Raw genomic sequence first — 25,466 nt, 5'->3', positions numbered from 1 at the left:
GTTAGTGCGTTTGATTCCAGACTATCTATGGATATAGTTATTGACTAGAGTTGAAGGAAAAGAGGGTCATTCTGTGAGTCTCCGGTACGCACTGTTGGCGCTGCTGTCGGTGGAGCCGATGACGGGTTACGACCTGTCAAAACGCTTTGAATCATCAGTTGCGTATGTGTGGCATGCCCCGGATTCGCAGATTTACCCGGAGCTGAGGCGGATGGAAAAGGGCGAGCTCCTGGCCGCGGAAGAAATACCCTGGGGTCCGAACAGCAAGAAGACGCGGTATCGGATAACGGGGTCCGGCATTGCAGCGTTCCGGGCGTGGATGAACACACCGTTGGAGTACTCCCGTGAGCGGGATCCGGTGCACCTGAAGGCGGCTTATCTGGAATGGGCCGACCCGGAGTCTGCGCGGGCGCACATGCAGGCCCACATCTACTACCACACTCTCCGCAGGCGACAGTGGGAGGGCATGATCAATGAACTGCGGACGGGCACGAATGTGATGCTGAGCAAACGCCTCGCCGTGACCCCGGAAGCGGACCGGCGGCGCACCACCGCTTACAAGATCTTCACCTATGAGGGTCTGATCGCCCGCGCTGAGACGGAAATAGAGTGGGCCCGACGCGGCCTGAAACTCGTTGATTCATTAGATGGTGCTTCCTGACTGCAACAAGCCGATTGGCTCCTAACTTCCGGCGGACCTCCGGTGCAGGTCTGCCTTGCGCATTCCCCGGTCGGCTTCCGCGGCAGCTCTTTACCTGGTGGCCAAGAACGCCCTCCAACGAGCCCAAGAAATCCCGGCGCAGATGCATATCCCAGCCAACATCAGCCCAATTTCAGGCGAGTACTACGGCGAGCCGTGGTGGCCCTGAGCCATGCCTCATCCGCACGTGCCCATGCGAGGGGCTGGCAACCCCTGCCCCTGCGAGTCGTGGCAAAGCCGCTCGGGCTGTCATCGTCACATTGGTTGTTGTCCGGAGGGGCGGTGCACGACCACTCGCTCGGCACTAACTCTTACGAGCGTCGAGGGGCGCCTGCCGGAGGTGGGCGGGTGCATGGAGCGGACCCTAACGGCGTCGTGCTCAATGCGGGGCGGACTACCAAATGGATTGTGTCTAAGGGCCCAAGCACCGCTTGCATTGCTCGCCGTCTACCGGAGGCGGTCGCCTCTTTGATCGCATCAGGGCTGATCACCACCAGTGCGTAGAGGAACATCCCGGACGAATCAAATTCTTCGATCCGCTGCAGGTACCGGCGCACCAGTTGCTCGTTAGTGATTTCACCTGCTTTCGACGCCGACCGCAGCAGAGTGATGGTGGCCTCTACGACGTTGAGCGCTCATGCCGTGTTCGCTTCCCGTTGCCCGAAGCCGGCGCGGGCTGTTGCTGGGTAATGCAGTGGATTCCGCCGCCGAAGGCGAAAATGTCCCGGGCATCCACCAGTTCCACCGTCCTGCCAGGGTAGGCGCGTTCCAAAATCCCTTGCGCAATGGCATCATTTGGGTCATCGAAAGCGCAAAGGATGACGACGTTGTTGGCAACGTAGTGGTTGATGTACGACCAATCGACGTAGCCTTCTTCATCTCTGAGCGTGGTAGGGGCTGGAACGTCAACAAGGCGCAGCGGACGACCCTGAGCATCAATCTCGCGTTCCAGGACGGACTTGACTTGTAGGTAGACAGCGTAGTCGGGATGTGTAGGGTCATCTTGGCGATGTAACAGTATAGTGCCCGGGCCCGCGAATGCCGCCACGATGTCAACATGGCCGCGGGTGCCGAACTCGTCGTAGTCACGAGTGAGTCCTCTTGGCAGCCAAATGGCTTTGGTGGTACCCAGCGCCGCATGAATCTCGTCTTCGACGCTTTCCTTGGTTGCGCCAGGATTGCGGCCCGGATCGAGCTGAACGGTTTCGGTCAACAGAACGGTTGCCTGACCGTCTACGTGGAAACCGCCGCCCTCATTCACCAAGGAACTCCGCTTGACCGGTATCGAGGCTGCGGACGCTACAGCGCGGGCCACGTTCTGGTCGTTGCCCCACGAAGCCCAGGCTTGGGCTCCCCAGCCGTTGAAGACCCAGTCGACGGCCGACAGGGACCCATCTGCTTGGTGCGTGTAAGTGGGGCCGCTGTCCCTTAGCCACGCGTCATCCAAGGGCACTTCGATGGCGGTGATACCACCACCAAGCCAAGTTCTGGCCGCGTCCAAGTCGCCGGGGTCAGCCAGGACGGTCACCGGCTCATACCTGGCGATCGTTTGCGCTACGGTGGCCCAAGCGGTGCGGGCGCGCTCCAAGGTTGGGCTTCCCTTAGCGCCGAAGGTGGCGTTGGCTGGAGGGAAGGCCATCCAGGTCCGGTCATGCGTTTCCCATTCGGCTGGCATACGGCTTTGTAGGGTGGCGGCAAGAGGGGCGGCAGATGCGGCTTTTGCTATATCGGCGGAGGTCATGTGTGATCCGGTTCCTTCGATTCGTCAGGGGCTCCGAAGCAGGCCATACGCGTCGACGATGCCTGCCCGGACGGCCCTTTATTGGAAATGTCAATATTGGACTGCCGTTGGTTCTCTCTAAGGTTCGTCGGAGACCCCATCAGAGCTCCACGAGTACCTGTCCGTGGGTCTTGATGATGAGAAATACCTCCGCATCGATGAGACGCACTCGGGTCTCGTCCGGGCTCAAAAGGTTGACCAGCCCCAATGGAGGAAATGTCCTAACGACGCTTCCGGAGTGATAGATCTTCCCGTTGTGCCAGGCTTGGATATACTCGCCGGGCTGAAGGTCTTCGACAGGACATCCATGCTCTCCTTGTGAATCGATTGCTTCCGATGTCACACGACAATCACGCTGTCGAGGAGAAGCATCTGCATAGCAGCCTGCTCTGCTACCGGCGGTGACGCCATCCGTGCTCACGTTGTTACTCCACGGGAACAACGCTGTGGCCAAGCACCAGGCCGTAGAGGGCCCTGGGTTCACAACCTGAAGCCTCAATCCAGATCAAGTCTCCGTTCGCGCTCACGCATTCAACGCGTCCCACCCGGACCATGGTGCCCGCTTCCATGACCTTCACAATTCGTCCTAAAAGCTCGTGGCTATCTTCGGGACCGTGCTTGCTTTGTATTCTGAGGTCCGGTTCCATTGGCGGTTTTCCTTATAAGTGCGTTGAGACGGAAAGGGCAGTAGCCATTTAGAAAACTCCGCCCCAAGCGTGTACAGCGCTGCGGACGGCACCGCGGACGAGATCGTTCTGCTCACGTAAAAGTCCCTTTGCAGCGTCCACGTCGCGTTCGCTTAGGGCGCGCACATAGGATGCCAGCAGATTGTGGCCGCGGCGCTCCTGCCAAAGTTTGTCGTCGTAGGTTCCCAGCCAAGCCGCAGCGAGGCTGCACTCCCGGAAGCGGTCGACCAGGTCGCGTGAGTGCGCCAGCCCGACGACCGCAGCGTGGAAGTCAAGGTTCAGCTCGAGGAAAGCCTCCAGGTCACCGCTGGTTTCCAGCGGCATCGCGGCAAGATTCTGGGCGTTCAGTACGAGCGATGCGATCTCGTCATCACTTGCGTCGCTAAGGTATTTATCGATCACGCCGCTCTCAAGCGCATAACGGGTGCGATACACGCCATCCACTGCATCTGCCGTTAGCGGTGTGACGGTGAAGGAACCATCGGCCTCGTTTTTGTCCACCAGCCCTGCTGCGGTCAGCCGCATCAGCGTGTTGTAGACGGTAGTCGTCGTGATGCCAAAGTCTGATGCCATGTGTTCGAGGTCGACCTCACTGCCCACTGTCACCGCGCGCTGCAGGATCCAGCGGCGAGCAGCCAGGAATGCATGACGTTCACGGGTCTCATGGAACTCCCCGAACTGTCCGCGGTAGTAGGCGAGTGGCTCACCGAGGTGGGCTTCCGCGCTAAGCACCCGCCCGAAGAAGACGGTATGGGTACCCCCGATGTGCGTCTCTTCCACGGCACATTCCATACCTGCGAGCCGACCGGGAAGCAGTGGCTGGCCTGCAGCCCCGGTCTCAAGCCGAAGCCCCTCAAAACGATTATCAAGCGGACGGGCAAATCGTACTGCCAACTCGCCTTGGGCGGACGATAGCACATTCGCAGCGAACTTCCCGGTGCTCAGGAGTGCATCGTGCGTGCTGCTCGATTGGTTCAAGCAGACGAGTACCATCGGCGGGTCAACTGAAAGTGAACTGAAGGCCGAGACTGTAGTACCGAAAAGCTGGTCACCTTCGGTGGTGGTGATGATGGTTACGCCGGAGGCGAAGTGGCCGATGACGTTGCGAAATGCGACGTCATCGATGGGAGGAAGCTGCGGGAGGTTCACTGGCATGAATGGCCTTTCGTGTATTTGAGGAGTTTCGTCGCGGTCAGCTGTTCACGGCATGTCCGTCGGCATAGGGCCGGGCGCGCGGCCCGAGCATGATCTGGCCGAGGAGTCCTTGCAAAACCATCCGCTCGGGTGCGGAGAGGGGGTTGAGCCACTCGTCGATGAGAGCGAGATGCCTGGCGTGCGCGTGGCTTACCAACTCGCTACCGGTTGGGGTTAGGGTCATAACGATCGATCGCAGGTCGGTCGTGGAATCGCGCGTCGTGACCAGCTCTTTCTTCTTAAGCGTCTTCATCGTGGATGAGACTGAGGCCCGGCTCATAGCTGTAGAGGTTGCAACTTCGTGCGGCTGCTGCGGACCCGCTATCCATAGCGAGAAGCAGACCCTGAACTCGGTCCAGGAGAGAGCTGCTGGCCGCAATACCTCATCCTCCGCGTCGTTTAACATGAGGCGATTGACGCGGCGAAGCAGCAAACCGATTGCGGCGGCGTCCTCCAATCTTGCATCGGCGAATTCGTCACGGGCGCGGCTCCGAGCACGATCAAGGAACGTGCCAAAGCGGTCCCCGGCCTGGTTAACCGTCGCAAGGTCCGGAGATTCGACTGTTTCGCTCATTTGCACTCTCTCTGCCCCGATGAGGAGGTCTGCTCCCAGATTAGAACCCTCGATCTGTGGAACTAGTTCAGCTATTTGCTACCATCTTGGGTTCATTCTCCAGCAAAAGCAAGGCTCTCGGCCGACTTTTCTCTGAAAGTAGTTCACTCATTGACTACTTTGCGAAGCGGTGTTAGCGTGATCTCCAGCACAAAGTGGAGCCGCCGAAGACGATCGAGCCGGGCCAGTAAGGCGCCGCAGTGAAGTTGCCAAAATGGATGGAGCGTCAATGTCAAAGTCGTCACCGAACGGCAGAGGCCGATATCCCCACCCGGATTGTTTGCTACGGATCTCTAGAGCGGATTTCCGCTTTTCACTATGACTACGTGGGCTGCCCTGGCAGAACGCGATCGGGATTGTGTGGCTGACTACCAGCGAAAGCCGCAATTCTCCCTTGACCCCAAGTACCCGAAAGGCATCGCATGACCCGCCAGATGACCCTCACGACCTTCCTGCTGCCCTTGGGCTACCACCGCAACAGCTGGCGGCTTCCCGGTAGCCGCGCCGAAGAGGTCCCGGGCCTCGAATTCGTAGTATCTCTTGCGCAGATGGCCGAGAAGGCCAAACTGGACGCGGTATTCTTCGGCGACATCTCCCATGCAAACGGAGCCATGCGCGGTGACACGATGATGAACGGCTTCTACGAGCCGATGACCGTGCTCTCTGCCATCGCAGCCCGCACGACGAAAATCGGCCTCATCGGTACGCTCTCGACCAGTTTCACCGAGCCCTACAACGCGGCTCGTCAACTGGCCGCACTGGACCACCTTTCGGGCGGCCGGGCAGGGTGGAATGTCGTAACCTCAACGGACGGGTTCGCCAACTTCGGAATCAAACAAGTGCCTGACCCGATCGAGCGTTACCGCCGTGCGCAAGAGTTCGTGGAGGTCGTGCTCGCGCTTTGGGACAGTTGGTCGGATGACGCAGTGCTCGTCGACCGTGCCGCCGGTCAATGGCTCAATCCGGGAAAGCTACGCCGGCTCAATTTCGAAGGAGAATTTTTCAACGTCGAGGGTCCAATCCCGGGGCCGCGTTCACCTCAAGGGCGCCCGGTGATCGTGCAGGCCGGTTCGTCAGGGCCAGGCAAGGCACTCGGAAGTGCTGTTGCTGATGCAATCTACACCGCCCAGTCTCTGCTTCCCGCTGCTGTGGAGTTCGCCGAGGAGTGTCGAGGGCTTATCTCGGAAGCCGGCCGCAACGCCGGCCACGTCAAGATCCTGCCGGGCATCGTTCCGGTAGTCGCCGACACTGCAGCCGAGGCGAATGAGATTGCGCAGGCGCTCGGGGAACTGCTGGACTACGGTCAAGGGCGTCTGGAGATCGCAGCCCAGCTTGGTATCGATATCGATGACATCGACCTCGATGACCGTGTCCCGGAAGACCGCTTCCCAGCGCCGGAGCGGCTGAGCAGCAGGCAGAACATCTTCCGGAGTAAGGCCGTGGACGGCGGCCTTACCCTTCGCGAGCTGGTTCTTGATCGTGCACGATCCACCGGCCACCAGTGGATCGTTGGAACCCCATCCACGGTGGCAGATCGAATGCAGCAGTGGTTCGACTCAGGGGCGTGCGACGGTTTCAACCTCAATGCTCCCTATAACCCTGACGGGTTCGAACGTATCTGCAGCAAGCTCGTGCCCGAGCTACAGGACCGCGGCATCTTCCGAAGCGAATACACAGGTAATACTCTGCGCGACCATCTGGGCCTGCCCCGCCCGAATGTGCGGTTCTGACCGATGACGATCAGCGAGGGAACCATGAAGACATCACGAACGACAATCACTCGGCCTGGCGTTCATCCGAGCGAGGTCGTCGGCAAGCCGGCGCCGCCGCCTCTGCGGCGGGAGAGTATCACGACACATGGCCTGCGGCTCGAGAAGGACCTCGCCATCGTCCTCCGTGACAACACGACCATCTATGCTGACGCCTACCTCCCGGAGTTCGAGGAGGCTTACCCTGTTTTGCTTGCATGGGGACCTTACGGAAAACACTGGGTCACGGACCGCATGTTCCCGGGGGCAGACGTTGACCCGGAGTGGATCTCGCCTCTGACCGGCTTCGAGGCGCCCGATCCCGTATTTTGGTGCGCGAACGGCTACGCCGTCGTGCTCGTGGACCCGCGCGGACTGTGGCATTCGGAGGGAATCTTCCCGCACAACGGCCCCCAGGAACGCGAGGATCTCTATGACACTATCGAGTGGATCGGCAGCCAGCACTGGTGCTCAGGTAACGTCGGCATGCTGGGCGTGTCCTACCTGGCGGGGAGTCAGTACCAGGCGGCAGCTGCTCGTCCGCCGTCGCTGAAGGCCATCAACCCGTGGGAGTGCTTCTCGGATTGGTATCGGGAGTTCGCCTACCACGGCGGCATCCCCGAGACTGGCTTCCGGCCACGGGTCTCCCAGAATGTTTCGTACTCGCTGAACGGCACCGAAGATCCTGAGGCGAACGTAATAGCCCGCCCACTCGACGATCCCTACTATGCCGATAAATACGGGCAACTGCATGAGATCGACATCCCGGCATATGTGGTCGCGTCCTGGAGCGACCACGGCCTCCACACTCGTGGCACGCTCGCGGCGTACTCCGCAATAGGTTCCGAACAAAAGTGGCTTGAGGTGCACGGCCAGAAGAAATGGCGTCAGTTTTACGCCCCGGAAAGCCGGGCCAGACAACTCGCGTTTTTTGACACCTTCCTAAAGGGGGAGGACCGCGGGCTCGAGCGATGGCCGAGTGTACGGCTCGAGGTACGGGACGATCCCCGCAAGAATCGCGCACGGTGGGTTGAGCAAGCCTTCTGGCCCCCTGCTGGGGACTACCGTTCGTTAAACCTTGACATGGCGACCCGCCAGCTCACCCCTGAGGTCACACCAGCCGGAGAGCTGCGGATCGACCCACTCAGTGAGTCAGTGGAGCTCCGCTACGTCTTCGACCGCGACACCGACCTCATCGGCCCGATGTCCCTTCGGCTGTGGCTGCGCGTCGACCTTGGCGAAGGGGCCGATCCGGAGGTCGCGCTCGACGCAGACGTTTTCGTCATCGTGCGCAAGCTGGATCGCGCTGGAGACGAAGTGACTTTTCCCATTAACGCCCTGTTCTCCGATGGTCCGGTCGCCCTTGGATGGCTACGTGCAAGCCATCGCGCACTTGACCCGGTTCGCTCGACAGCACTCGTACCTTGGCACCCGCACACGGGCGAACAGACGCTCGAAACCGGAGTGCCCGTACCACTTGAGATTGAGGTCTGGCCACAGGCGACCCACTTCGCCGCAGGCGAGAGCCTGATGCTTGTGGTGCAAGGCAGAGACTACAACGTGCGGCCCCCAGTTGCCGGACGTCCTCCGCTGCAGATCCTGCACGAGGATCTGCGCAACCGCGGCGCCTGGACACTTCTGGCGGGGCCCTGTTACGACAGTCGTCTGCGGATACCTGTCGACCAGGCCTCTGTCCGCGACGGGCAGTGGTGAGTCCATTGCTCCGTTATATTGCAGGACGCGTAGCAGCCGCAGTTGCTGTGCTGTTTGCCCTCTCGGTGCTGTGCTTCTTGATCGTCCGGCTTATCCCAGGGGACCCGGTTGCCAACATCGTCAACAGCAACTCCGCCACACCCGAACACATCGCATCCATCCGGGCGCAACTAGGTCTGGACCGGCCCTGGCCCGAGCAGTACCTCACATGGCTCGGCGGACTTCTCACGGGCAACCTCGGCCGCTCGCTGACCTTGCCCGTACTGCTCCAGGATCAGGTCGCGACCCGCCTGCCCGTAACGATCGAACTGGCCGTCATCGGCACAATCGTCGCGGTGATCTTCGGATTGTGCTTCGGAACGGCCTCGGCCTATTGGCGTGGCAGGATACCCGATGTCTCGATCCGAGCACTCGCCTTCATCCTGCTCGCGCTCCCGGAGTTCATCGCCGCGACCCTCGTGGTGGTCGTCAACTCGCTGACGCTCCGCCTTCCCCTACTTGGTTACGTGCCGTGGGAGCAGAGCCCTACAAAGAACATCATGTCGTTGCTAGTTCCTGGCATCGTGCTCGGTCTCGCAAGCGGGGCCGTGCTGACCCGCTATGTACGCAGCTCGCTGCTTGATGCCCTCGATCAGGACTATATTCGCACCGCGCGCGCCAAGGGCGCCTCTCATCTACGGCTCGTCTTCGCACATGCGCTCCGTAACAGCATGATCCCGGTCGTTACAGTCATCGGAACCTCGCTGGCACTTCTAATCGGTGGCACCGTCGTCATCGAAAACGTGTTCTCGCTGCCTGGGATGGGGACCGCACTTATCACGGCTATGAACACGAGCGATTACCCAGCAATCCAGAGCTACGTCGTGATCCTCGGCGCGTTCTACGTCGTGATCAATCTGCTCGTCGACGTGAGCTACCCCTTGATTGATCCTCGAGTAAGGCTGGTGAAGAAGTGACCGCAACCGCACAAACCCCAAGGCGTTACACACACAAGCGAGGCGGAAACTGGGAGCTGTGGCTCGGAATCGCTCTGCTCGCCGGCCTTGCGCTCTTCGCRCTGACGAGCCTGCTGCCCGGAGTCGATGCGGAGGGTTATGGATCCACCGCCCTGTCCGCTCCATCACCCCAGCACCTGCTCGGCACCGACAATCTAGGACGAGAGATGTCGGCCCGACTTTCGACCGCAGCGCTCAGCGGGCTACTGCTCGCTGTAGTTGCCACGCTCCTTGCAGCGGTTGTGGGCACAGCCCTGGCACTTGTCGCATCCTACTTCGGTGGTCTCTGGGACTTGATTATCATGCGCGGCGCCGATCTTGTACTCTCGATTCCCGGCCTGCTCCTGGCACTCGTAGTGAAAGCCATTCTTGGGCCAGGAATGATCACACTTCTTGTGACCATGACGGTGTTGTTCGCCCCGGTGCTCGCGCGCATCATGCGAGGTCCCATGCTCGCCGTCCAAGAACGCGGTTTCGTGACTGCAGCCGAGATTGCAGGGTGCTCTCGCTGGAGCATTGCGACCGGGCACATCCTTCCGAACGTACTCACGCCCCTGCTTGTCACCGCGGCCGGCATCGCTGGCCAGACCGTCCTCGTCGAGGCCACCCTTAGCTACCTCGGCCAAGGTACGCCGCCCCCGAGCCCCTCCGCTGGCCGAATGGTCAATGAGTTTCAAAAGTACATGCTCGTGTATCCACATCTGATCGTGCTGCCTGCCATCCTCATTCTTCTGCAAGTGGTCGCCTGGAACCTGCTCGCTGATGGTTTACAGAGGGTCATTCGCGGCGGCTCCCGCACCCGGTGGAGCGCCCTGATGGCGCTGATCGCCGGCTGGAGACCGGCCCGCGGGGCCACGAAGCATACGGAGGACCTCACGCCCGACCCCCACCAGCAGCACACCACCACACGCACTACCGACATTTATTGATTGGAGTATCAAGCATGAAGAAACGCACGCTCCTGCGAGTCGGCATCGGCGCCGCACTCGCAACCACACTTGCTCTGACCGCCTGCAGCGGCCCGGCCCCAACGTCACAAGATTCCCCACGAACTGGCGGGGTGCTCCGCTACGGCGTCGACTCCCTACCGGTAGTCGGTGGTCTGGACCCTGTCGAAGGTACCCAAGCTCTGGCCAACCGCATCGTGCTTGCCCAAATGTACGAGACGCTGCTCACCGTCGACGAAGCCGGCAAAATCCAGCCGGGCATCGCCAGCGCCTGGACAGAGTCTTCCGACGGCAGGACATTCGACTTCACCATCCGCAATGACGTCACCTTCGCAGACGGTAAACCGCTCACCCCCGAGGATGTCGCATACTCAATCTCCGCCGCCGCGCCAAACGCGCCCGACCAGCTCGCTGGATTTTCACAGGCGCGTGTCGCCGACGGCGGCAAGGTCGTAGTCACCTTCGACCAGCCGAACGGGTCCTTCCTTCCGATTGCCTCGGCATGGTCGGGCATGTTTATCTTCAGCAAGCAATGGTACGAGAGCACCCCCAAGGATGAGCGCATGCGCTCGGCCGACGGCTCCGGCCCATTCGTCTTCGACAGCTGGCAGGACGGCGTCAAGCTCACGCTTAAGAAGAACGAGAAGTTCCACAGTGCCAATGACGTCAAACTCGACGGCATCGAATGGGTGCAAGCCCCCGACAACTCCACCCGGCTAGCTATGCTGCAGCAAGGCCTTCTTGAGGCAGCTGAGGTCACCGACCCAGTCATCGCCGACCAGGCCAAGGCCGCGGGATTCGTTGCGGGCGCCGCGCCCGTGCTGCGGAACATGTCCCTGATGATCTCCGCAGCCGGGACGCCGTTGGAGAATATCGACGTACGCCGTGCCGTCTCGCTCGCGATGGACCGCGACGAGATCATCCGCGTGGGCATGACCGGTAAGGGCGAGTCAGCACTGCCGATACCGCCAGGCGATCCGCGCAAACTCGAGCAGAATCCCGCTGATGCTCCTTACTACAAGCACGACCTCGAGGAGGCGAAGAGCCTAATAAAGAAGTCGGGGCTCAGCGATATCTCCATCGACCTCACCTACGCGGGAGACATCAATGCGGCCGATGTCCCCATCCTCGAAGTGATCAAAGAACAGCTCAAGCGTGTCGGAATCACACTCAACCTCAAAGCAGAAGCCTGGTCAACGATCTCAGCGATCTTCGGCGGAGCGCCAGCTCCCTCCGGACTCATCATGATCCCGGCCATCGCCCAGTCCGACATCAGTGGCTATTTCGCGCCTACAAGCGGGAGCGTGCTCGACTTCTGGGGAGAAAACCCCGATGCCAAACAGGCCCGTGCAATTGTGTTGCAGATGATCCACGAGCCGAACCCCGAGAAGCGTCAAAAGCTGGCTCAGCAGGCAACAGACGAATACACCAAAAATGTACTGGTGCTGATTCCTGCTTCGCGCGTACTCGGCTACGAGTTCCTCTCCACGAAGGTGCAGGGCTACAAGCCCGACCCCTTCATGGGCCGGATTCACCTGAAAGACGCCTGGCTCCAAGGCTGAGACGTCCAAGCCCAACAGCGAACGGGGTTCCCGCCTTCCGGCGGGAACCCCCCGGTTAAACTAAGGACCGAGCAATGAACCAGCAGCATGCCCTCCACGTCGAGCGGCTCAGCATCGCCTACGGCACGGGCGCGCCCGTGGTATCCGACGTCTCGCTGCATGTCGCCCCAGGTGAGGTCGTCGGCATAATCGGCGAATCCGGATCAGGCAAGTCGACGATCGCCACGGCCGCAATGGGGCTGCTTCCACCGAGTGCCATGATCCAAGCCGAGCGCCTGGAGGTCGCAGGACGCGACCTTCTAACAGCCAGCGAACGTCAGCTCCGGGCGATGCGCGGGCGAGTGGCCTCAATGGTCTTCCAGGAGCCAATGACAGCGCTCAACCCGGTAATGTCCATCGGCGACCAGATTGTCGAGGTAATGCGTATCCACAAGCTCGCGACTCGCCAGGCAGCCCGCGCACGAGCCCTTGAACTCCTTGAACTGGTACACATGCCGGATCCACAGATGCGCATGCGCCAATATCCCCACCAGCTCTCGGGCGGCCAGCGGCAGCGTGTAATGATCGCCATTGCACTCGCGGCCGATCCGGCACTGCTGGTCGCGGACGAGCCGACCACTGCGCTCGACGTCACCGTACGGACCCAGATCCTGTCTCTGCTGCTCGAGCTTCGGGACCGGCTTAATCTGGGCATCCTCTTGATTTCCCACGATCTGACGATGATCGGCGCCAACTGCGACCGCATCAACGTCATGTACAAGGGCCGAATCGTGGAGGAAGGCAGGGCAGGGAAGGTGCTGCAGTCCCCCCGGAGCCCCTACACTGCTGCACTACTTCAGTGCGCCCCTGGAGCTCATATCCCGCCCCGGACACGGTTGAGCGTCGTCAGCGAAGTGATGGAGCGGCAGACATCGTCGGCGGATTCTGAGGACCGCCCCTCAGCGACGACTTTGACGCTCGTCGAGCCAACCCCGACGCTCAGCGGCTGGGATCCCGAGGGGCCCGAATCCTTCGTTCGATTCAACGCGGTCACCAAGGACTACCGCACATCGTCCTTTGGTCATACCCAAGCGCTCAAGGGCATCACTTTCGGTCTACGTCGCGGCGAGACCTTCGGTGTGGTCGGTGAATCGGGCTCGGGAAAGAGCACCCTCGCGAAGCTGGCCATGCGTATCGAGGCCCCAACAAGCGGAACGGTAAGTTACGAAGGAGTGGACCTCGCAACCCTGCGGGGTCGTGCACTACGTGACCATCGCCGTCGAGTACAAATCGTTTTTCAGGACCCTAACGACACCCTTGACCCAAGGCACGCCGTAGGCCGGTCGATCGCTGAGCCCATGTCAGCCCAAGGCCGGCGCGGCCCCGCCGTCGCGGCGCGAGTGGAGGAGTGTCTCGAACTTGTCGCGCTTCCGGCCGACGCGGCAAGTCGGTACCCGCACGAATTCTCGGGTGGACAGCGTCAACGCATCGCAATTGCACGCGCCCTGGCGACAGACCCGGAACTTATCGTGCTGGACGAGCCAACCAGCGCACTCGACGTCTCAGTGCAGGCGCAGATCCTCAATCTCCTAGCCGACATCCAAGCGCGCACGGGCGTGACCATGCTCTTCATCTCGCACGACCTTGCGGTCATCCGGCACCTCTCGCACCGCGTGGCCGTAATGCGGCAGGGGGAACTCATCGAGTACGGAGAAACAGAAACGGTGTTTTCAGCCCCGCGCGAGGAATACACACAGCAGCTGCTTCAGGCCACCGAGCTGGCGCAAGAAAGGAATACAGCATGATCAGTGACTCCCACATTCCCCTCGACCTCGTCGTGACGGCCGGGCGCATCGATACCGGTGAGGGAGGCCAAACCGGAATCAGCGCGCTTGGAGTGCGACGAGGCCGAATCGTCGCCCTCGGCACTTCCGCCGAAGTGGCTGACTGGCCGGTAGCCGGCTCCACAGCCCACCACGACTTCGCCGGCGCTACTATCTGCGCTGGTCTGTCGGACCCGCACTCACACCCGGTGCACGGTTTGCTCGGCATGCGCGGCATCGACCTTGGTGAAGTCCAGAATTCGAGGCAACTGGYCGCGAGGCTCTCGGCGGAGGCAGCGCGATTGGATCCCGGTCAGTGGATCATCGGTCGCGACTTACATCCCGAAGTTTTCGAGGGAGACCCAAACAGTGAACCCCTCGACCTTGGAAGCCCGAAGAATCCCGTTTTCCTCCGTCTTATTGACTTCCATGCTGGTGTGGCGAACTCCTGCGCGTTGAAAGAGGCAGGGATTACCGGGGCGACTCCGCTGCCAGGCGCTGCCGAGGTGGTGCTCGACACGGCGGGAGCACCGACTGGATACCTGAAAGAGTTCGCCGCGATGCGGCTCGTCGAAGACATGGCGCCCGTGCAGAGCGACCGGGAGCGCGCCGACGCACTCCTGCAGTTGCTGCGCGAGATGGCGGCCAGCGGCCTGACCGCGACACACTCCCTCACGTTCGATCAGAGCTGTGTGTCTGCTCTCGAGCTGATCGAAACAGACACAGACCTGCCGCTGCGGGTCCGGCTCTCACCGGTATGCCGCAGTGGGGCGCAAGACGGCGATTACATGATCGATGAGATCATACGCATGCAAGGCGTAGGTGGCAGGGACTGGATGATCGAGGGGGCCAAGTTCTTCCTCGACGGCACAATCGACAACGGTACAGCGTGGCTCCGCGAAGCGGACACCTTCGGCGAATCGACCCGTTCAGTCTGGGACGATCCCCAGCAGTACTCGGCCGCCCTGCGGCAGTTCCACGACGCAGGGATCTCCACGGCAACGCACGCCATTGGTGACGCCGCGGTCCAACACGCGCTGCGCGTCATCGCCTCGCTTGAACGGCGGGAGAATTCACCACGGCACCGCATCGAACATGTCGAGATTGCCGACGACGACCTCGTCCATGAGTTCGCCGCTAGCGGCGCGATCGCCAGCATGCAGCCGGCACATGCTGCCATGTCACTCGGTGTCGATGGCTCCAGTGTCTTCTCGCGCAGACTTGCCGAGCGAACCGGAACTGTCTTCCGTGTACGCTCCCTTATCGAGGCGGGAGTCGTCGTGGCGTTGGGTTCGGACTGGCCAACCGGGCCGTTCGATCCACGGACCATCATGGCCATGGCGCGGACGCGGCGCGCACCCGGAACCGATATGGACCCCGTGCTGCCCGCGGAAGCAGTTACGGCCAGGCAGGCACTGACGGCCTACACGTCGGCCGTAGCGACTCTTCACGGCACGGAGACAACCGAAGGTGTGATCGCACTGGGCGCTCTCGCGGACCTCACCATCTTTGAATCAGACCCGCTGACAGTCGAGGCGGATGCACTAGAGGATGTGCCGGTTCTTGCAACCTTCGTGGCCGGGCGGCGCACGTGAACGCGGCCCACGGCCGATCATGACTCGCTCTGGAGCCACCGCCGCCTCATTCAGTACGGTATTCGAAGAATAGGATCAACCATGCAGGATGTTTCACTTAAAACTTGGTACGACGATTATCTGTCTGCGTTCAATTCACAGGACATCGGCGCACTCCAGCGCTACCTACACAGCGAGATCGTCTTTGACTGGGATGGCGCGATGGACGACCTCGTGGGCCGTGACGCATTCTTTGACTTCTACCGAGTGGCGTGGCGCCATCTGCGCGAGAACGTCCGTGCGCAAGTTCTGGAGGCCGACGAGACGCATATCCGCGCGTTGGTCCAGAACACGCTCGAAGTCATCGAGGACTGGCCGGACTCTCCGCTCCGCCCCTACGTCAAGGGCGAGATCATCCAACTGGCCGGAGAAATGACGTATACGCTCGACCAGCGAAAGATCACTCGAATTCGATGAGTAGATTCAAAACAGAGGAATGTGAAATGCCCAAGCTGAACCTTCTCGTAGAAGAGATTGCCCAACTCGCGGACCGACCCCCATTCCTGTCCCCGGATGGGTGGGACACGCTGACGCATCCATCGCTGGCTTCGGCAGGATATCGAAGCCGCGAGTACCGGGTCTCCGGTGAAGCCCGCGTTTTTCGGACACCCGATGCCATCCCTTCGTCTGAGCGATACGCCACACGGGTGATGGTTATCGCTCCGGAGCGTGACGCCGACTTCAGCGGCGTCGTCCATATTGAATTACTGAACCCTTCAAGCGGTTCAGACTTCCCGATGTTCTGGCCAGACGCCGGCTTCCACCTGATGGCCCGCGGAGATGCCTACCTCGGGGTGACTTGCAAGTCGGTAACTATTGCTGACCTTCGTAGCCGCGATCCGGAGCGTTACGGATCACTTTTGATCCCGCATGACAGCATGATCTGGGATCTTCTGGGTTCAGTAGCGGGGGCAACGCATCAAGAGGAGGCTGGAGGTATGCTCCTTGGATTGCGTGCGCCGTCGAGGCGCTTCGCCACTGGTTGGTCCCAATCCGGAAGCTTCCTCCGCAGTTACCTCTCGGAGCGGTTCCATGAGGAGCACTCGTCCGCCCTCGCTGGAGGGGTGCCCAACGGCGGCGAAGCAGAGTCGCAGATTATAGATGGCTACCTCATAGGAGTCTCGAGCGGAGGCTTTGGTCCGATGGGCTACGTCGAAATCGACCGAGACGGGGAGATGGAGCTGGATACGAGCTTCACTCCAACTGGGTCGCTGCCCGGCCTTATTGCTCTTGATGACCACAGGCGTACCATCAGCCGGCCACCGGTTCCGGTCATCGAATACCTCAGCGAGGACGAGGCAGTGCAGCACCTCTGGCACCAACGCCCTGACAGCGACCTGCCTGGCGACCAGTACCGCTGCTACCAGGTGCCAGCTCGGGGCCATGAGACAGGGCTACTTCCTACCTCAGCGAGACGCTCTGAGAATGGGCTGTCCGATGGAGAAGACCTCGACAGCGAAGATCCGCCGCGCCACAATGGAAGCCAATGGCTCATCGCGGCCACCATCACGCATCTGGTGCTGTGGAGCGAAGGCACCCCGCCCCCGCGGGCAGACCCGATCCCGTTCGATGTGCCAAGAGCTTTGACACGCGACACTCTGGGGGTCGACTACACGGGGATCGTCCCAGTACACGATGAGACCGGGCACGCGATGGGCGGACTGCGCTACCTGGAGATCGAGCTGCCCCTGGCACGCATGCATGTCGTGCCTAGCCAACGACACATCATGCGTCCCTGGGAACACGTCCCCTTCACGCGGGCGGAGGCCGATGCCAGATACGGCGGCGAAGCCGCATATGCGCAGCTGGCAAGGCGCCGTGCTGCCCAGCTGGTAAGCCAGGGCTGGCTACTGCCCGAGCACACGGAGCTGGCCATACGGGCGGCATGTGAAAAATACCCGTCACACCTAGATGAGTAATTCTTAGCTAGGCCTTATGCAGAGCAGACCCCCGATGCTGTTTGCGCCGGGGGTCTGCCAATTGTTGGCGGGGGTGTTAAACCCGCCACTTCCCGGAGATTCCGGACCAGTCCGGGTACGATAAGCGCGTCCCGGCCGCAGGACCGCTAGTCTCCGGCCACCACGCTGGCCCGTCCTGGCACGAGATCCTGCGCCTTATCGACTCCACTCCGCTGCGCTGCAGTATGTCGCGGGGAACGGTCAAACGCTCCGACTTGTCCGGCCCCGCAGACTGTGGGTCCTGCGCCTCGCACTGGCGCTTCTTTTGGGGATTCCGGCTCTATCTGATTATCACCCCCGAAGGCATGCCTGTGATTTGGGGCTCGCGAACCCTGAACTCGGAGAACGCGAAGTCGCCCAGGCGCTGCTCGAGCGCGAGCACAGGCACATCCACGCCGGCGTCATCCTCGCCGGCCATCACTTTGAACGGTTCATCACCAAAGACCTCGGTGTCACGCTGATCCGGCCGATCCGCAAAGACGTGAAACCACGGTTCGGGCGGTCCGGCGGGATCCGCCAATGGTTAGAGTCGGTCTTGGACACGCTCGAAGGCCAACTCGACCTGGAACACCACGGCGGGCGTACCCTCGAAGGTGTCTACGCACGAGCCGCCTCAAAACTCCTTGCACCTGCCTCCGGGATCTGACGCACCAAGACCCGTCCCTCACCTCTTACGACCTCTAAAATCGCCAAAGCACTGTCATGGCCATCCATCACTTCATCCCAAGTCAGTGACGGACCGATCGATGTCGGTCGTATCATCGCCCACGAGCTGCCCGAGGAGCCCTACCAACATGTGCTGCTGGGGGAGTGTCAGGGCGCTAAGCGTTGCAGTAGCGTTACGCATAGCGCGTTCGTGGATCTCGCGGGTGAGGTCGCCACCTTTTGGCGTCAGCGACATGAGAATTGAACGCTGGTCGGTGGATGAGGCGACAGATGTAACGAGCTGTTGGGCCTCGAGCGCTTTGCGTGCGGCGCTAATTGCGGCGCGACTCATGGACGTGAATGAGGCCAGACGGTGGGGTTCAAGGGGGCCGGCGACCCACAAGGTGAAGCAAACGCGGAAGCCTGCCCAGGTGAGCCCGTCGGGAAGCTCAAGTGTGTCGCTATCAGCCATCAGCCGCGAAGCGCGCCGCAGGAGCAACGTCAATATCACGCCGGGTCCACTTCCGAGATGCCCCAGCTCGGCAACGGTGCGATCCCCGGCCGCTTTCACGAACCTTAGAAAGCTGTCGTCAGGGGGACTCGGCGGTTCCTGTTGCACTGTCATCGTCATCACCATACCTTGGGCTTCGCGGTACGTCGGTTACATTGCCGCGCGTCATGTCAGTTGGTAGAAGCGAACCTTGATGGCGTCAGGGTACCGCGCGCCCGTGCTGACGAAGACGCTGTCGTTGAGCCATCCGTACCGTCCGGCTGGAGCGGAGAATTCGGGCACGCATCGGAAGTAGTACTCGTCAGCGTCCACATCTTCGCCAGCTGCCAACCGCTGCATAACAGCCGGATCCCCGCGACGAAGCCCGCGGTTGCGGCAGCGCAAGTGGACGCCGTCGTCCGTTTCGAGAAGATAAAGCGCATCGATGACGGTGACGCCATCCGGCCGGGTCAATTGCCAGTCATAGCCTCCGACCATGGTTCCTCGGATACGTGGGCCCTCGAATGGCCCTCCTGCGGGGATAGGAATTACCCTTTCGAGTCCCTGGGCAGTGTTACCGATAGTGACGGTTGGTGAGAGGTCGCCGGTGGCCTCGAAGAGAAGTTTTAGCCCTGGTTCACGCATGGGGGCTCCTTTCTGCGGATCGGATTCCGCGAGACATGATCGTGCCCGGGATCCGGACATTGTGAGATTGTTAGGGAAACAGACAGATGCAGGGAGAAGGCGCTTCCGCGCTCCGCCCAGGCTCAAACGTGGCGAGAGAAAACTTCACGTCCGTCGACCCAAGTCGACGTCACTCGTGCCTCACCAATTTGCTCGGGAGATTGGGCGAATGGATCAACGTCGAAGATCGCAAAGTCGGCGTCATACCCGACGGAAAGCCTGCCAACTCTGTCCTCTTGTCCGTTGAGGTAGGCAGAACCAGCTGTATATGCATCCCAAATCGAAGTCAGCGACAATGCTTCCTCCGGAAGGAAGCGCTCGGTGCCCGGGGCTCCCGCAGCTTGCCGGTTTACGGCAACGTGCATACCTGCGACTGGATTGATGTCGGAGACGGGCCAATCGCTTCCGGCCGCGAACCGGGCGCCAGCCTTCTCTAGGGTTCCAAAGGGATACTGCAACCCGCGAAGGTCAGGATCCAGGAACGGAATAGTCAAATCCTGCATATACGCGTCATTCTGGGCCCAAAGCGGTTGCAGGTTCGCGATCGCCCCGAGCGCGGCGAAACGATCCGCATCTTTGGGCTGCACAACCTGCAAGTGTGCCAAGTGATGTCGTCGCTCGGCTGGGCGGGGAAGGGGCGAAATCGCATCGAGTGCATCACGAACTGCCTGATCGCCGAGGGCGTGAAAATGCATTTGGAAGCCGGCGGCGTCGAGTTGCCTGGCGGCAGACCCCAGCTGCTCAAACGGTACCAGCCGCATTCCTTGGTTATCGGTCGGATGGCCGTGACTGTCGTGGTAGGGCTGGGTTAGCAGCGCGGTGAAGTTGGCACAGGTGCCGTCCAACATGATCTTAATGGAGTTGGCACGGAATCGGGGGGCCCATTCTCGTGCACGATCTCGACGATCGATCAGCTCGGCAACCTGGTCAGTCCCTCGATTGCGATCCCACCACAGAGCTCCGCGAACTTTTGCGATCAGGTCGCCGCGAGCCAATGCGTGAAGGTAGACGTCCAGGGCATCAACACCGTTGTCATGGATTCGGAGAAGGGCATCCTGCCAGCCGGTGATCCCATGCGAGAAGCAGTGATCCTGGGCAACGAGCAGCCCGCGATGCATTGCGTGCAAGTCAGGTTCGGGCGCGATGGACTGGACGAGTATAATGGCTCCCTCGTGCAGCGCCCCGGATGGGAAGCCGTCCGCTTCTCGCTCGATGCGACCGTCGGAAGGATCAGGTGTGGTCGAGTTGATGCCCGCCTCACGTAGAGCCGCGCTACTCGCCCAGGCACTGTGTCTCTCCGCGCTGCGTAGCACGGCCGGGCGGCCCTCCGCTGCCGCGTCCAGATCCTGGCGAGTTGGCAGGCCGTTTGGGAAAAGGTCCTGCTGCCAACCTCCGCCGACCACCCACGCATCTTTGGGCAGGGCGGCTGCGAATTCGGCAATGATCCGCAGAACCTCGTCACGACTTGTCGCATGATTGAGATCGCACTGACCGCGTTCCGTGCCTCCCATCATCGGATGTAAATGGGCATCGATGAAACCCGGGCTCAGCAGACCGCCGGCAAGGTCGACTTCATCAGCATGACCGACTCGGTCGCGCACTTCCTCGCGGGGGCCGATTGCAGCGATAACACCATCGACAACGCCGACCGAGGCCGGTCGCGAACCGACCCCGGTCACATAGACTGAACCGTTTGTAAAAATCGTGGAATTCATTGCCTGTCTCCTGTCGAGCTCATTTCGGACCATCAGAATCGGACGCCGCCGAGGGCGAGGTTAAGGGCAGCAGGGGTGTGCTCAGGTAGGTACCAACGCCGCTCGACGAGCTCCGCCATTCGCCTTTCAACGCGTTCCCTATACACCTGTAGCGATCCGTACAGAGCACGCGTTTCACCTCTTGAGAGTGCACGATGCCCCGACAGATAGCTGCGGAGGAAACTGCCTGACTGCGACGATCCGTTCGCGACGATTCGTTCCGCCCCTTTGAGGCCCGGAAGCAGTCCGCCACCTGCGGGGGCACGGAGAGCTCGTGCTACCGCTGCGATCGCGTCCCAGAGAAGACCGTCATACTCCACCGACAATCGTGCATTCCTGTCAGGCGCGCTCCTCTTGAGCGCCTCGACGATGACGCTCTTGCAGGTGAGCCCTACGTAGGCGTCGGCACGCCGCAGGACGTACCCGGCTGCATCGGGCCAAAACATGGACGACTCCACTCCGCCGGAAGGGTTCAGAAGCTCTAAATGGACATATCCGCTGAACCTCTCAGGTCGGAGCGGGACGACAGTGATGACATGGTTAGTGAAATAAGACGTTGCGAGCACCGGGCGGGGCATAGCGCCGTTGTTGCCTGCGAACTGGCGTCCCATGTCGGTAATTGTGAACTCTCGGATGTCGTAGCCAGAGTCCTTGATTACGGCAACATTCTCCGAGATTTGCTGGGGGAGGTGCGATGGTGATTCAGTCGCACCGCTAAGCTCGTAAATCATGTGGAGTGCCTCATCCTAGGTCTTCAGTGGAATTGGTGTTGGTTTGATACGAAAAAGGGGCCTCATCTGTTTCCCTTGAGTCCACAACGGCAGTGTCCGCGGGGGGACTCAGACCTGTTGCCCCCGGTTCATCCTGTCCATGTCCTGCTCGCGATCGGATTCTCGGAACGCCGAGAGCAGAGCGCGAGTGTAGTCGTGCTGCGGCGCGTTCAGGATCTGCTCCGTCGCACCGCTTTCGACGATCAGGCCATCCTTGAGGATGGCCACCTCATCGGTCAGGTGGTCTATAACCGATATGTCATGACTGATAAAGAGCATCGTCAATCCGAGATCCCGCTGCAGCCCCATGAGAAGGTTCAGAATCTGTGCCTGCACAGAAACATCGAGCGCGGACGTCGCCTCATCAGCTACCAGGATCCGAGGGCGGCAGGCCAAGGCGCGCGCGATCACCACGCGCTGTCGTTGGCCGCCGCTAAGGGAACTGGGCGCGCGATCGATGATGGCGCCACTTAGACCAACCTGCCTGAGCAGTGCGATCGCACGCTCCCGTGCGGTGGGTAGTCCTTGCCTGTCCGCGACGGCAACCGCTTCAGTTACGGCGGCGATGGGGGTCAGATAAGGATTCAGTGCGGCAAACGGGTCCTGAAATACCATCTGCACAGATCGGCGCAGGCCGTTTTTCCGCGATTGGCTATCCCAGCGGCTACCTTCGATGAGAATGTTGCCCCCAGTCGGCTGGCGCTCATTTACTATCAGTCTTCCCAAGGTTGACTTCCCAGATCCGCTCTCACCCACGAGGCCCATGATCGTGCCGGCGCCAACTGTGAGAGAAATGCCCTTCAAGACTTCAGGGCCGCCTCTCCTGTAGCGATAGCGAACATCACATAGCTCGACTGCCGGAATGTCGCTCATGCCGCCAGGACCTCCTCTGCATAGTGGCACGCCGCAGTGGCACCCTCGCGCACGGTCCGTAGTTCAGGCACCAGGCTGGCGCAAAGCTCAGTGGCCAGTGGGCACCGTTCGCGGAAGACACAACCACCGTCCCGCCATTTGGCGGGAGGTCGGGGCGCGCCTCCGATGGCACCGAGCATCGTCTTGCGCTGGGCAAGCATAGGATCTGCCTGTAGGAGCGCCTTCGTATATGGATGGGACGGTGTGGAGAGAACGGTTGTTGTGGGGCCCATCTCCATAATGCGGCCGCCATACATCACCGCCACTTGATCGCATACGCGGCGGATCACGCGCATGTCATGGGAGACCAGCACCATGGCCATGTCGCGCTCTTTCTGCACTTGCTGGATCAGGCGGAGCACCTCGTTCTGGACTGTCGCATCCAGTGCCGTCGTTGGTTCGTCGGCGACCACAATAGCTGGATCGCTTGCCAGTGCGAATGCCAGCATTACGCGCTGACGCATCCCGCCGGAGAGCTCATGTGGATAGCTGCGAAGAACCTGGTCAGGATCGCGCATCTGTACCTGTTGCATCAGCAAGCGCGCCTTCTCGACCTTCGCTGCCCGGGTACCGGCGAGAATCTCGGTAAGTTGACCACCCACCTTGCGCACAGGATTGAGGCCCGCCATTGAGGCCTGCGGCATGTACCCGACGCGTCGCTGTCGCAAGTGAGCCCACCGGCGGCGGTCGGCCCGCGCGTACTCTTCACCCTGGAACTTAATTGAGCCAGCATCGATAGTTCCACCTGTGAGGCTTAGCATTCCGACGAGAGCGCGGCACAGCAGCGACTTGCCCGAACCCGTTTCTCCTACGACACCCAAGGTCGTTCCGGGCGCGGCCTCCAAGTTGATCGGGCCCAGCCGGACATTATCCCCTAACGAGAACTCAAGGTCTCGGACTCGCAGGGTTGGCTGCGCACCCGAAGCAGTATGCAGAGTCATTCGTGTTTCCTCAGTTTCTTCGAAGTTCGATCAAGCAATCCGTCGGCGATGATCGACGCTGCGACTGCCGAGACGGTGAGAGCAAGCGCAGGAAATATGACCTGCCACCAAGCGGAAACAATCGACGCCCGTCCTTCGTACATCATGGATCCCCACTCCGGAGTGGGCGGTGGGACCCCGGCCCCCAGGAACGGGAGGCTGGCCACGAACCCGACGATCATCACGGCGTCGGCGACAGCGTAAGTACCTGTGACCGCAATCACCGCAGGCATGATGTGGCGGAATGTAATCCGATACTTCCCATACCCCATGAGTTCGGCGGCAATAACATACTCCCGCGACCTCAGTCCGGAAGACTCCGCCCGTGCGAGCCGCGCGTAAATCGACCAGCCCACGGTGACGACACCGACGAGGATTTGAAACACTCCCGGAGCCGTCCCCAGCACACTGACCTGATTCCCGACCGTAAGCAGGATCATGAGAATCAGCAACGGAAAGGGTACGGCAATGAGCGCGTCCGTTACCCGCATCAGGACCGTACCCCATTGCGTCCGCTTGGCTGTGCCGGCCAGAGTGCCCAAAATGGTGCCGATGGCGAGGGAAATCAATGCGCCAAGTACTGCTACCAGGTAGTCGACGTGAACGGCGACGAACGTGCGGGCGAAAACGTCGCGCCCGAGAACATCTGTGCCGAACGGGTGCCCAGGAGAGGGCGGGTTCAGCGGGGGACCACTCACTGCATTCGGGCCATGTCCGACCAGGATAGGGGCAAGGAAGCTCATGACGATGAAGAACACCAGCACCAGAACGCCAGCTACTATGGGCAACGAGCCGCGCTCTTTGGACCGTCGCTTCCTAGGCTGCGCGGCGACGAGCGTGTTGAGAGGAATGTTAGTCATTGGACACGCACCCTTGGGTCAGCGATGGTGTAGACGACGTCAGTGATGAGGCTTATGACGACCGTGAAAATCCCTGTGAAAACCGTCACCCCTACGATCACCGGGTAGTCGCGCTGCCCGACAGCGGTCACTACCACTGAACCGATTCCCGGAATCCCGTACAGAGCCTCGATGATCACAGCACCTCCAATCAGTACCGCCATACTGAACCCGATGAGAGTGATGACGGGAAGAAGTACGTTCGGCAACACGTGGCGGGTGATTAGGGACACCCGGGATATACCACGACTGATCGCAGCTTCCACGAATTCCTCACTCATCAGCCTCGTCGTCTCTCGCTCAATGGATCGGACGAAGATCGGCGTCATGAACAGTGCAAGGGCCAGGCTGGGAAGCCAAAGGTAGCGCAATGCATTCAGCCCGTCCTTCGACCAACCTCCCGCGGGCGCCCAGTGAAGCTGAACGCTGAACAAGATCAATAGATAGATTCCGACCAGGAAGGACGGAATGGCAACAAGTACGACCATGGAGATACGGAGGGCGTGAATGCCCCGGCGCCCCATTCCGAAGGCTGGCAGGAGACCAAGCGGGAAGGAGATAACCAGCGCGAACAGAATTCCCGTGACCACTAGCGACAGCGTGATGGGAAGTGCGCTGCCAACCATGGAAATAACGGGCCGCTGCGTTGTCATCGAAGTCCCGAAGTCTCCGTGCATGAGCCCTGAGAGCTGACTCAGGATCTGGGAAGAGAGCTGTTGGTCCAGACCAAGCTGAGCGCGCAGGGCAGCCAGTGATTCGGGCGTAGCTTGCATACCCAAAATTGACTGGGCAGGATCGCCGGGCACCAGACGCACAAGCACGGCAGTTCCGACCACAATCAGCACGACAACAATCACGAGCTGCAGAACGCTCCGCGCGACTCTCCGCATCAAACGCTTCCAGCCGCGCTGCCTTCCGTGGCCGCTGGGGGTGGTTGAAATCATCTCTACTGTGGCGCTCATCCGTGCTGACCAGACGTCGGAAATGAAGGAGCCGGCTT

22 protein-coding genes and 1 pseudogene are annotated in these 25,466 nt (G+C 60.9%); 11 read left to right on the top strand and 12 right to left on the bottom strand.

Annotation, left to right across the window (positions count from 1 at the left end):
• Positions 1-73 precede the first annotated feature (73 nt).
• The gene (locus AB4Y81_RS18900; RefSeq protein WP_434326554.1) at positions 74-661 is read left to right on the top strand and encodes a PadR family transcriptional regulator; all 588 of its coding nucleotides are present in this window, start codon (positions 74-76) and stop codon (positions 659-661) included.
• Positions 662-1,319: 658 nt separating this feature from the next.
• Here the strand turns inward: AB4Y81_RS18900 and AB4Y81_RS18895 are convergent.
• The 4 genes from AB4Y81_RS18895 to AB4Y81_RS18880 all read right to left on the bottom strand — a co-directional run bounded on the left by AB4Y81_RS18895 (position 1,320) and on the right by AB4Y81_RS18880 (position 4,934).
• Complete coding sequence (locus tag AB4Y81_RS18895; protein WP_441996506.1) at positions 1,320-2,441, bottom strand: agmatine deiminase family protein; 1,122 nt, start codon at positions 2,439-2,441, stop codon at positions 1,320-1,322.
• A 464-nt stretch (positions 2,442-2,905) separates the two neighbouring features.
• Positions 2,906-3,058: a hypothetical protein gene (locus tag AB4Y81_RS18890; RefSeq protein WP_441996504.1), complete on the bottom strand. Its 153-nt coding sequence runs from the start codon at positions 3,056-3,058 to the stop codon at positions 2,906-2,908.
• A 117-nt stretch (positions 3,059-3,175) separates the two neighbouring features.
• Complete coding sequence (locus AB4Y81_RS18885) at positions 3,176-4,315, bottom strand: flavin reductase (protein WP_441996502.1); 1,140 nt, start codon at positions 4,313-4,315, stop codon at positions 3,176-3,178.
• 43 nt (positions 4,316-4,358) lie between these two features.
• A complete protein-coding gene (locus tag AB4Y81_RS18880; protein ID WP_434326557.1) occupies positions 4,359-4,934 on the bottom strand; it encodes a MarR family winged helix-turn-helix transcriptional regulator in 576 nt (191 codons plus the stop codon).
• A gap of 461 nt (positions 4,935-5,395) precedes the next feature.
• On the opposite strand from AB4Y81_RS18880, the gene AB4Y81_RS18875 reads away from it, so the two are divergent.
• From AB4Y81_RS18875 to AB4Y81_RS18830, 10 genes and pseudogenes are all read left to right on the top strand, one after another.
• Positions 5,396-6,703 (top strand): NtaA/DmoA family FMN-dependent monooxygenase, encoded by a 1,308-nt coding sequence (locus tag AB4Y81_RS18875; RefSeq protein ID WP_285241525.1) that lies wholly within the window; start codon positions 5,396-5,398, stop codon positions 6,701-6,703.
• 24 nt (positions 6,704-6,727) lie between these two features.
• Positions 6,728-8,434 carry a CocE/NonD family hydrolase gene (locus tag AB4Y81_RS18870; RefSeq protein ID WP_434326558.1) on the top strand — a complete coding sequence of 569 codons (1,707 nt, stop codon included), beginning with the start codon at positions 6,728-6,730 and terminating at the stop codon, positions 8,432-8,434.
• The gene (locus tag AB4Y81_RS18865; RefSeq protein WP_441996499.1) at positions 8,428-9,390 is read left to right on the top strand and encodes an ABC transporter permease; all 963 of its coding nucleotides are present in this window, start codon (positions 8,428-8,430) and stop codon (positions 9,388-9,390) included. Before AB4Y81_RS18870 ends, AB4Y81_RS18865 begins: the two co-directional genes overlap by 7 nt.
• Before the next feature lie 206 nt (positions 9,391-9,596).
• On the top strand, positions 9,597-10,358 hold the full coding sequence (locus tag AB4Y81_RS18860) for an ABC transporter permease (protein WP_441996497.1): 762 nt from the start codon (positions 9,597-9,599) through the stop codon (positions 10,356-10,358).
• Positions 10,359-10,372: 14 nt separating this feature from the next.
• Positions 10,373-11,938 (top strand): ABC transporter substrate-binding protein, encoded by a 1,566-nt coding sequence (locus AB4Y81_RS18855; protein WP_441996495.1) that lies wholly within the window; start codon positions 10,373-10,375, stop codon positions 11,936-11,938.
• Between the two features lie 74 nt (positions 11,939-12,012).
• Positions 12,013-13,722, top strand: a complete 1,710-nt coding sequence (locus tag AB4Y81_RS18850; RefSeq protein ID WP_434326562.1) for a dipeptide ABC transporter ATP-binding protein — start codon at positions 12,013-12,015, stop codon at positions 13,720-13,722.
• On the top strand, positions 13,719-15,335 hold the full coding sequence (locus tag AB4Y81_RS18845; RefSeq protein ID WP_441996493.1) for an amidohydrolase: 1,617 nt from the start codon (positions 13,719-13,721) through the stop codon (positions 15,333-15,335). Before AB4Y81_RS18850 ends, AB4Y81_RS18845 begins: the two co-directional genes overlap by 4 nt.
• A gap of 81 nt (positions 15,336-15,416) precedes the next feature.
• A complete protein-coding gene (locus AB4Y81_RS18840; protein WP_434326564.1) occupies positions 15,417-15,791 on the top strand; it encodes a nuclear transport factor 2 family protein in 375 nt (124 codons plus the stop codon).
• A gap of 26 nt (positions 15,792-15,817) precedes the next feature.
• On the top strand, positions 15,818-17,293 hold the full coding sequence (locus AB4Y81_RS18835) for an alpha/beta hydrolase domain-containing protein (protein WP_434326565.1): 1,476 nt from the start codon (positions 15,818-15,820) through the stop codon (positions 17,291-17,293).
• A gap of 80 nt (positions 17,294-17,373) precedes the next feature.
• Positions 17,374-17,978: pseudogene (locus AB4Y81_RS18830) on the top strand (IS982 family transposase); the annotation flags it as partial.
• A 72-nt stretch (positions 17,979-18,050) separates the two neighbouring features.
• Here the strand turns inward: AB4Y81_RS18830 and AB4Y81_RS18825 are convergent.
• From AB4Y81_RS18825 to AB4Y81_RS18790, 8 genes are all read right to left on the bottom strand, one after another.
• A complete protein-coding gene (locus AB4Y81_RS18825; RefSeq protein ID WP_434326566.1) occupies positions 18,051-18,608 on the bottom strand; it encodes a MarR family winged helix-turn-helix transcriptional regulator in 558 nt (185 codons plus the stop codon).
• A gap of 45 nt (positions 18,609-18,653) precedes the next feature.
• Complete coding sequence (locus tag AB4Y81_RS18820; protein ID WP_434326567.1) at positions 18,654-19,112, bottom strand: DUF3237 domain-containing protein; 459 nt, start codon at positions 19,110-19,112, stop codon at positions 18,654-18,656.
• Positions 19,113-19,234: 122 nt separating this feature from the next.
• Positions 19,235-20,866 carry an amidohydrolase gene (locus AB4Y81_RS18815; RefSeq protein WP_434326568.1) on the bottom strand — a complete coding sequence of 544 codons (1,632 nt, stop codon included), beginning with the start codon at positions 20,864-20,866 and terminating at the stop codon, positions 19,235-19,237.
• Between the two features lie 32 nt (positions 20,867-20,898).
• The gene (locus AB4Y81_RS18810; protein WP_434326569.1) at positions 20,899-21,636 is read right to left on the bottom strand and encodes an alpha/beta hydrolase domain-containing protein; all 738 of its coding nucleotides are present in this window, start codon (positions 21,634-21,636) and stop codon (positions 20,899-20,901) included.
• 108 nt (positions 21,637-21,744) lie between these two features.
• Entirely contained in the window at positions 21,745-22,548 is an 804-nt protein-coding gene (locus tag AB4Y81_RS18805) for an ABC transporter ATP-binding protein (protein WP_441864192.1), read from the bottom strand.
• Positions 22,545-23,528 carry an ABC transporter ATP-binding protein gene (locus AB4Y81_RS18800; protein WP_434326571.1) on the bottom strand — a complete coding sequence of 328 codons (984 nt, stop codon included), beginning with the start codon at positions 23,526-23,528 and terminating at the stop codon, positions 22,545-22,547. The genes AB4Y81_RS18805 and AB4Y81_RS18800 overlap by 4 nt, the downstream gene beginning before the upstream one ends.
• On the bottom strand, positions 23,525-24,427 hold the full coding sequence (locus tag AB4Y81_RS18795; protein WP_441996490.1) for an ABC transporter permease: 903 nt from the start codon (positions 24,425-24,427) through the stop codon (positions 23,525-23,527). The genes AB4Y81_RS18800 and AB4Y81_RS18795 overlap by 4 nt, the downstream gene beginning before the upstream one ends.
• The gene (locus tag AB4Y81_RS18790; protein WP_434326572.1) at positions 24,424-25,428 is read right to left on the bottom strand and encodes an ABC transporter permease; all 1,005 of its coding nucleotides are present in this window, start codon (positions 25,426-25,428) and stop codon (positions 24,424-24,426) included. Before AB4Y81_RS18790 ends, AB4Y81_RS18795 begins: the two co-directional genes overlap by 4 nt.
• Between the last annotated feature and the right edge of the window lie 38 nt (positions 25,429-25,466).

It is taken from the genome of Paenarthrobacter sp. TAF1 (assembly GCF_052113825.1).
GTDB classification, from domain to species: domain Bacteria; phylum Actinomycetota; class Actinomycetes; order Actinomycetales; family Micrococcaceae; genus Arthrobacter; species Arthrobacter nicotinovorans.
This window is presented reverse-complemented; position numbering and strand designations above follow the sequence as displayed.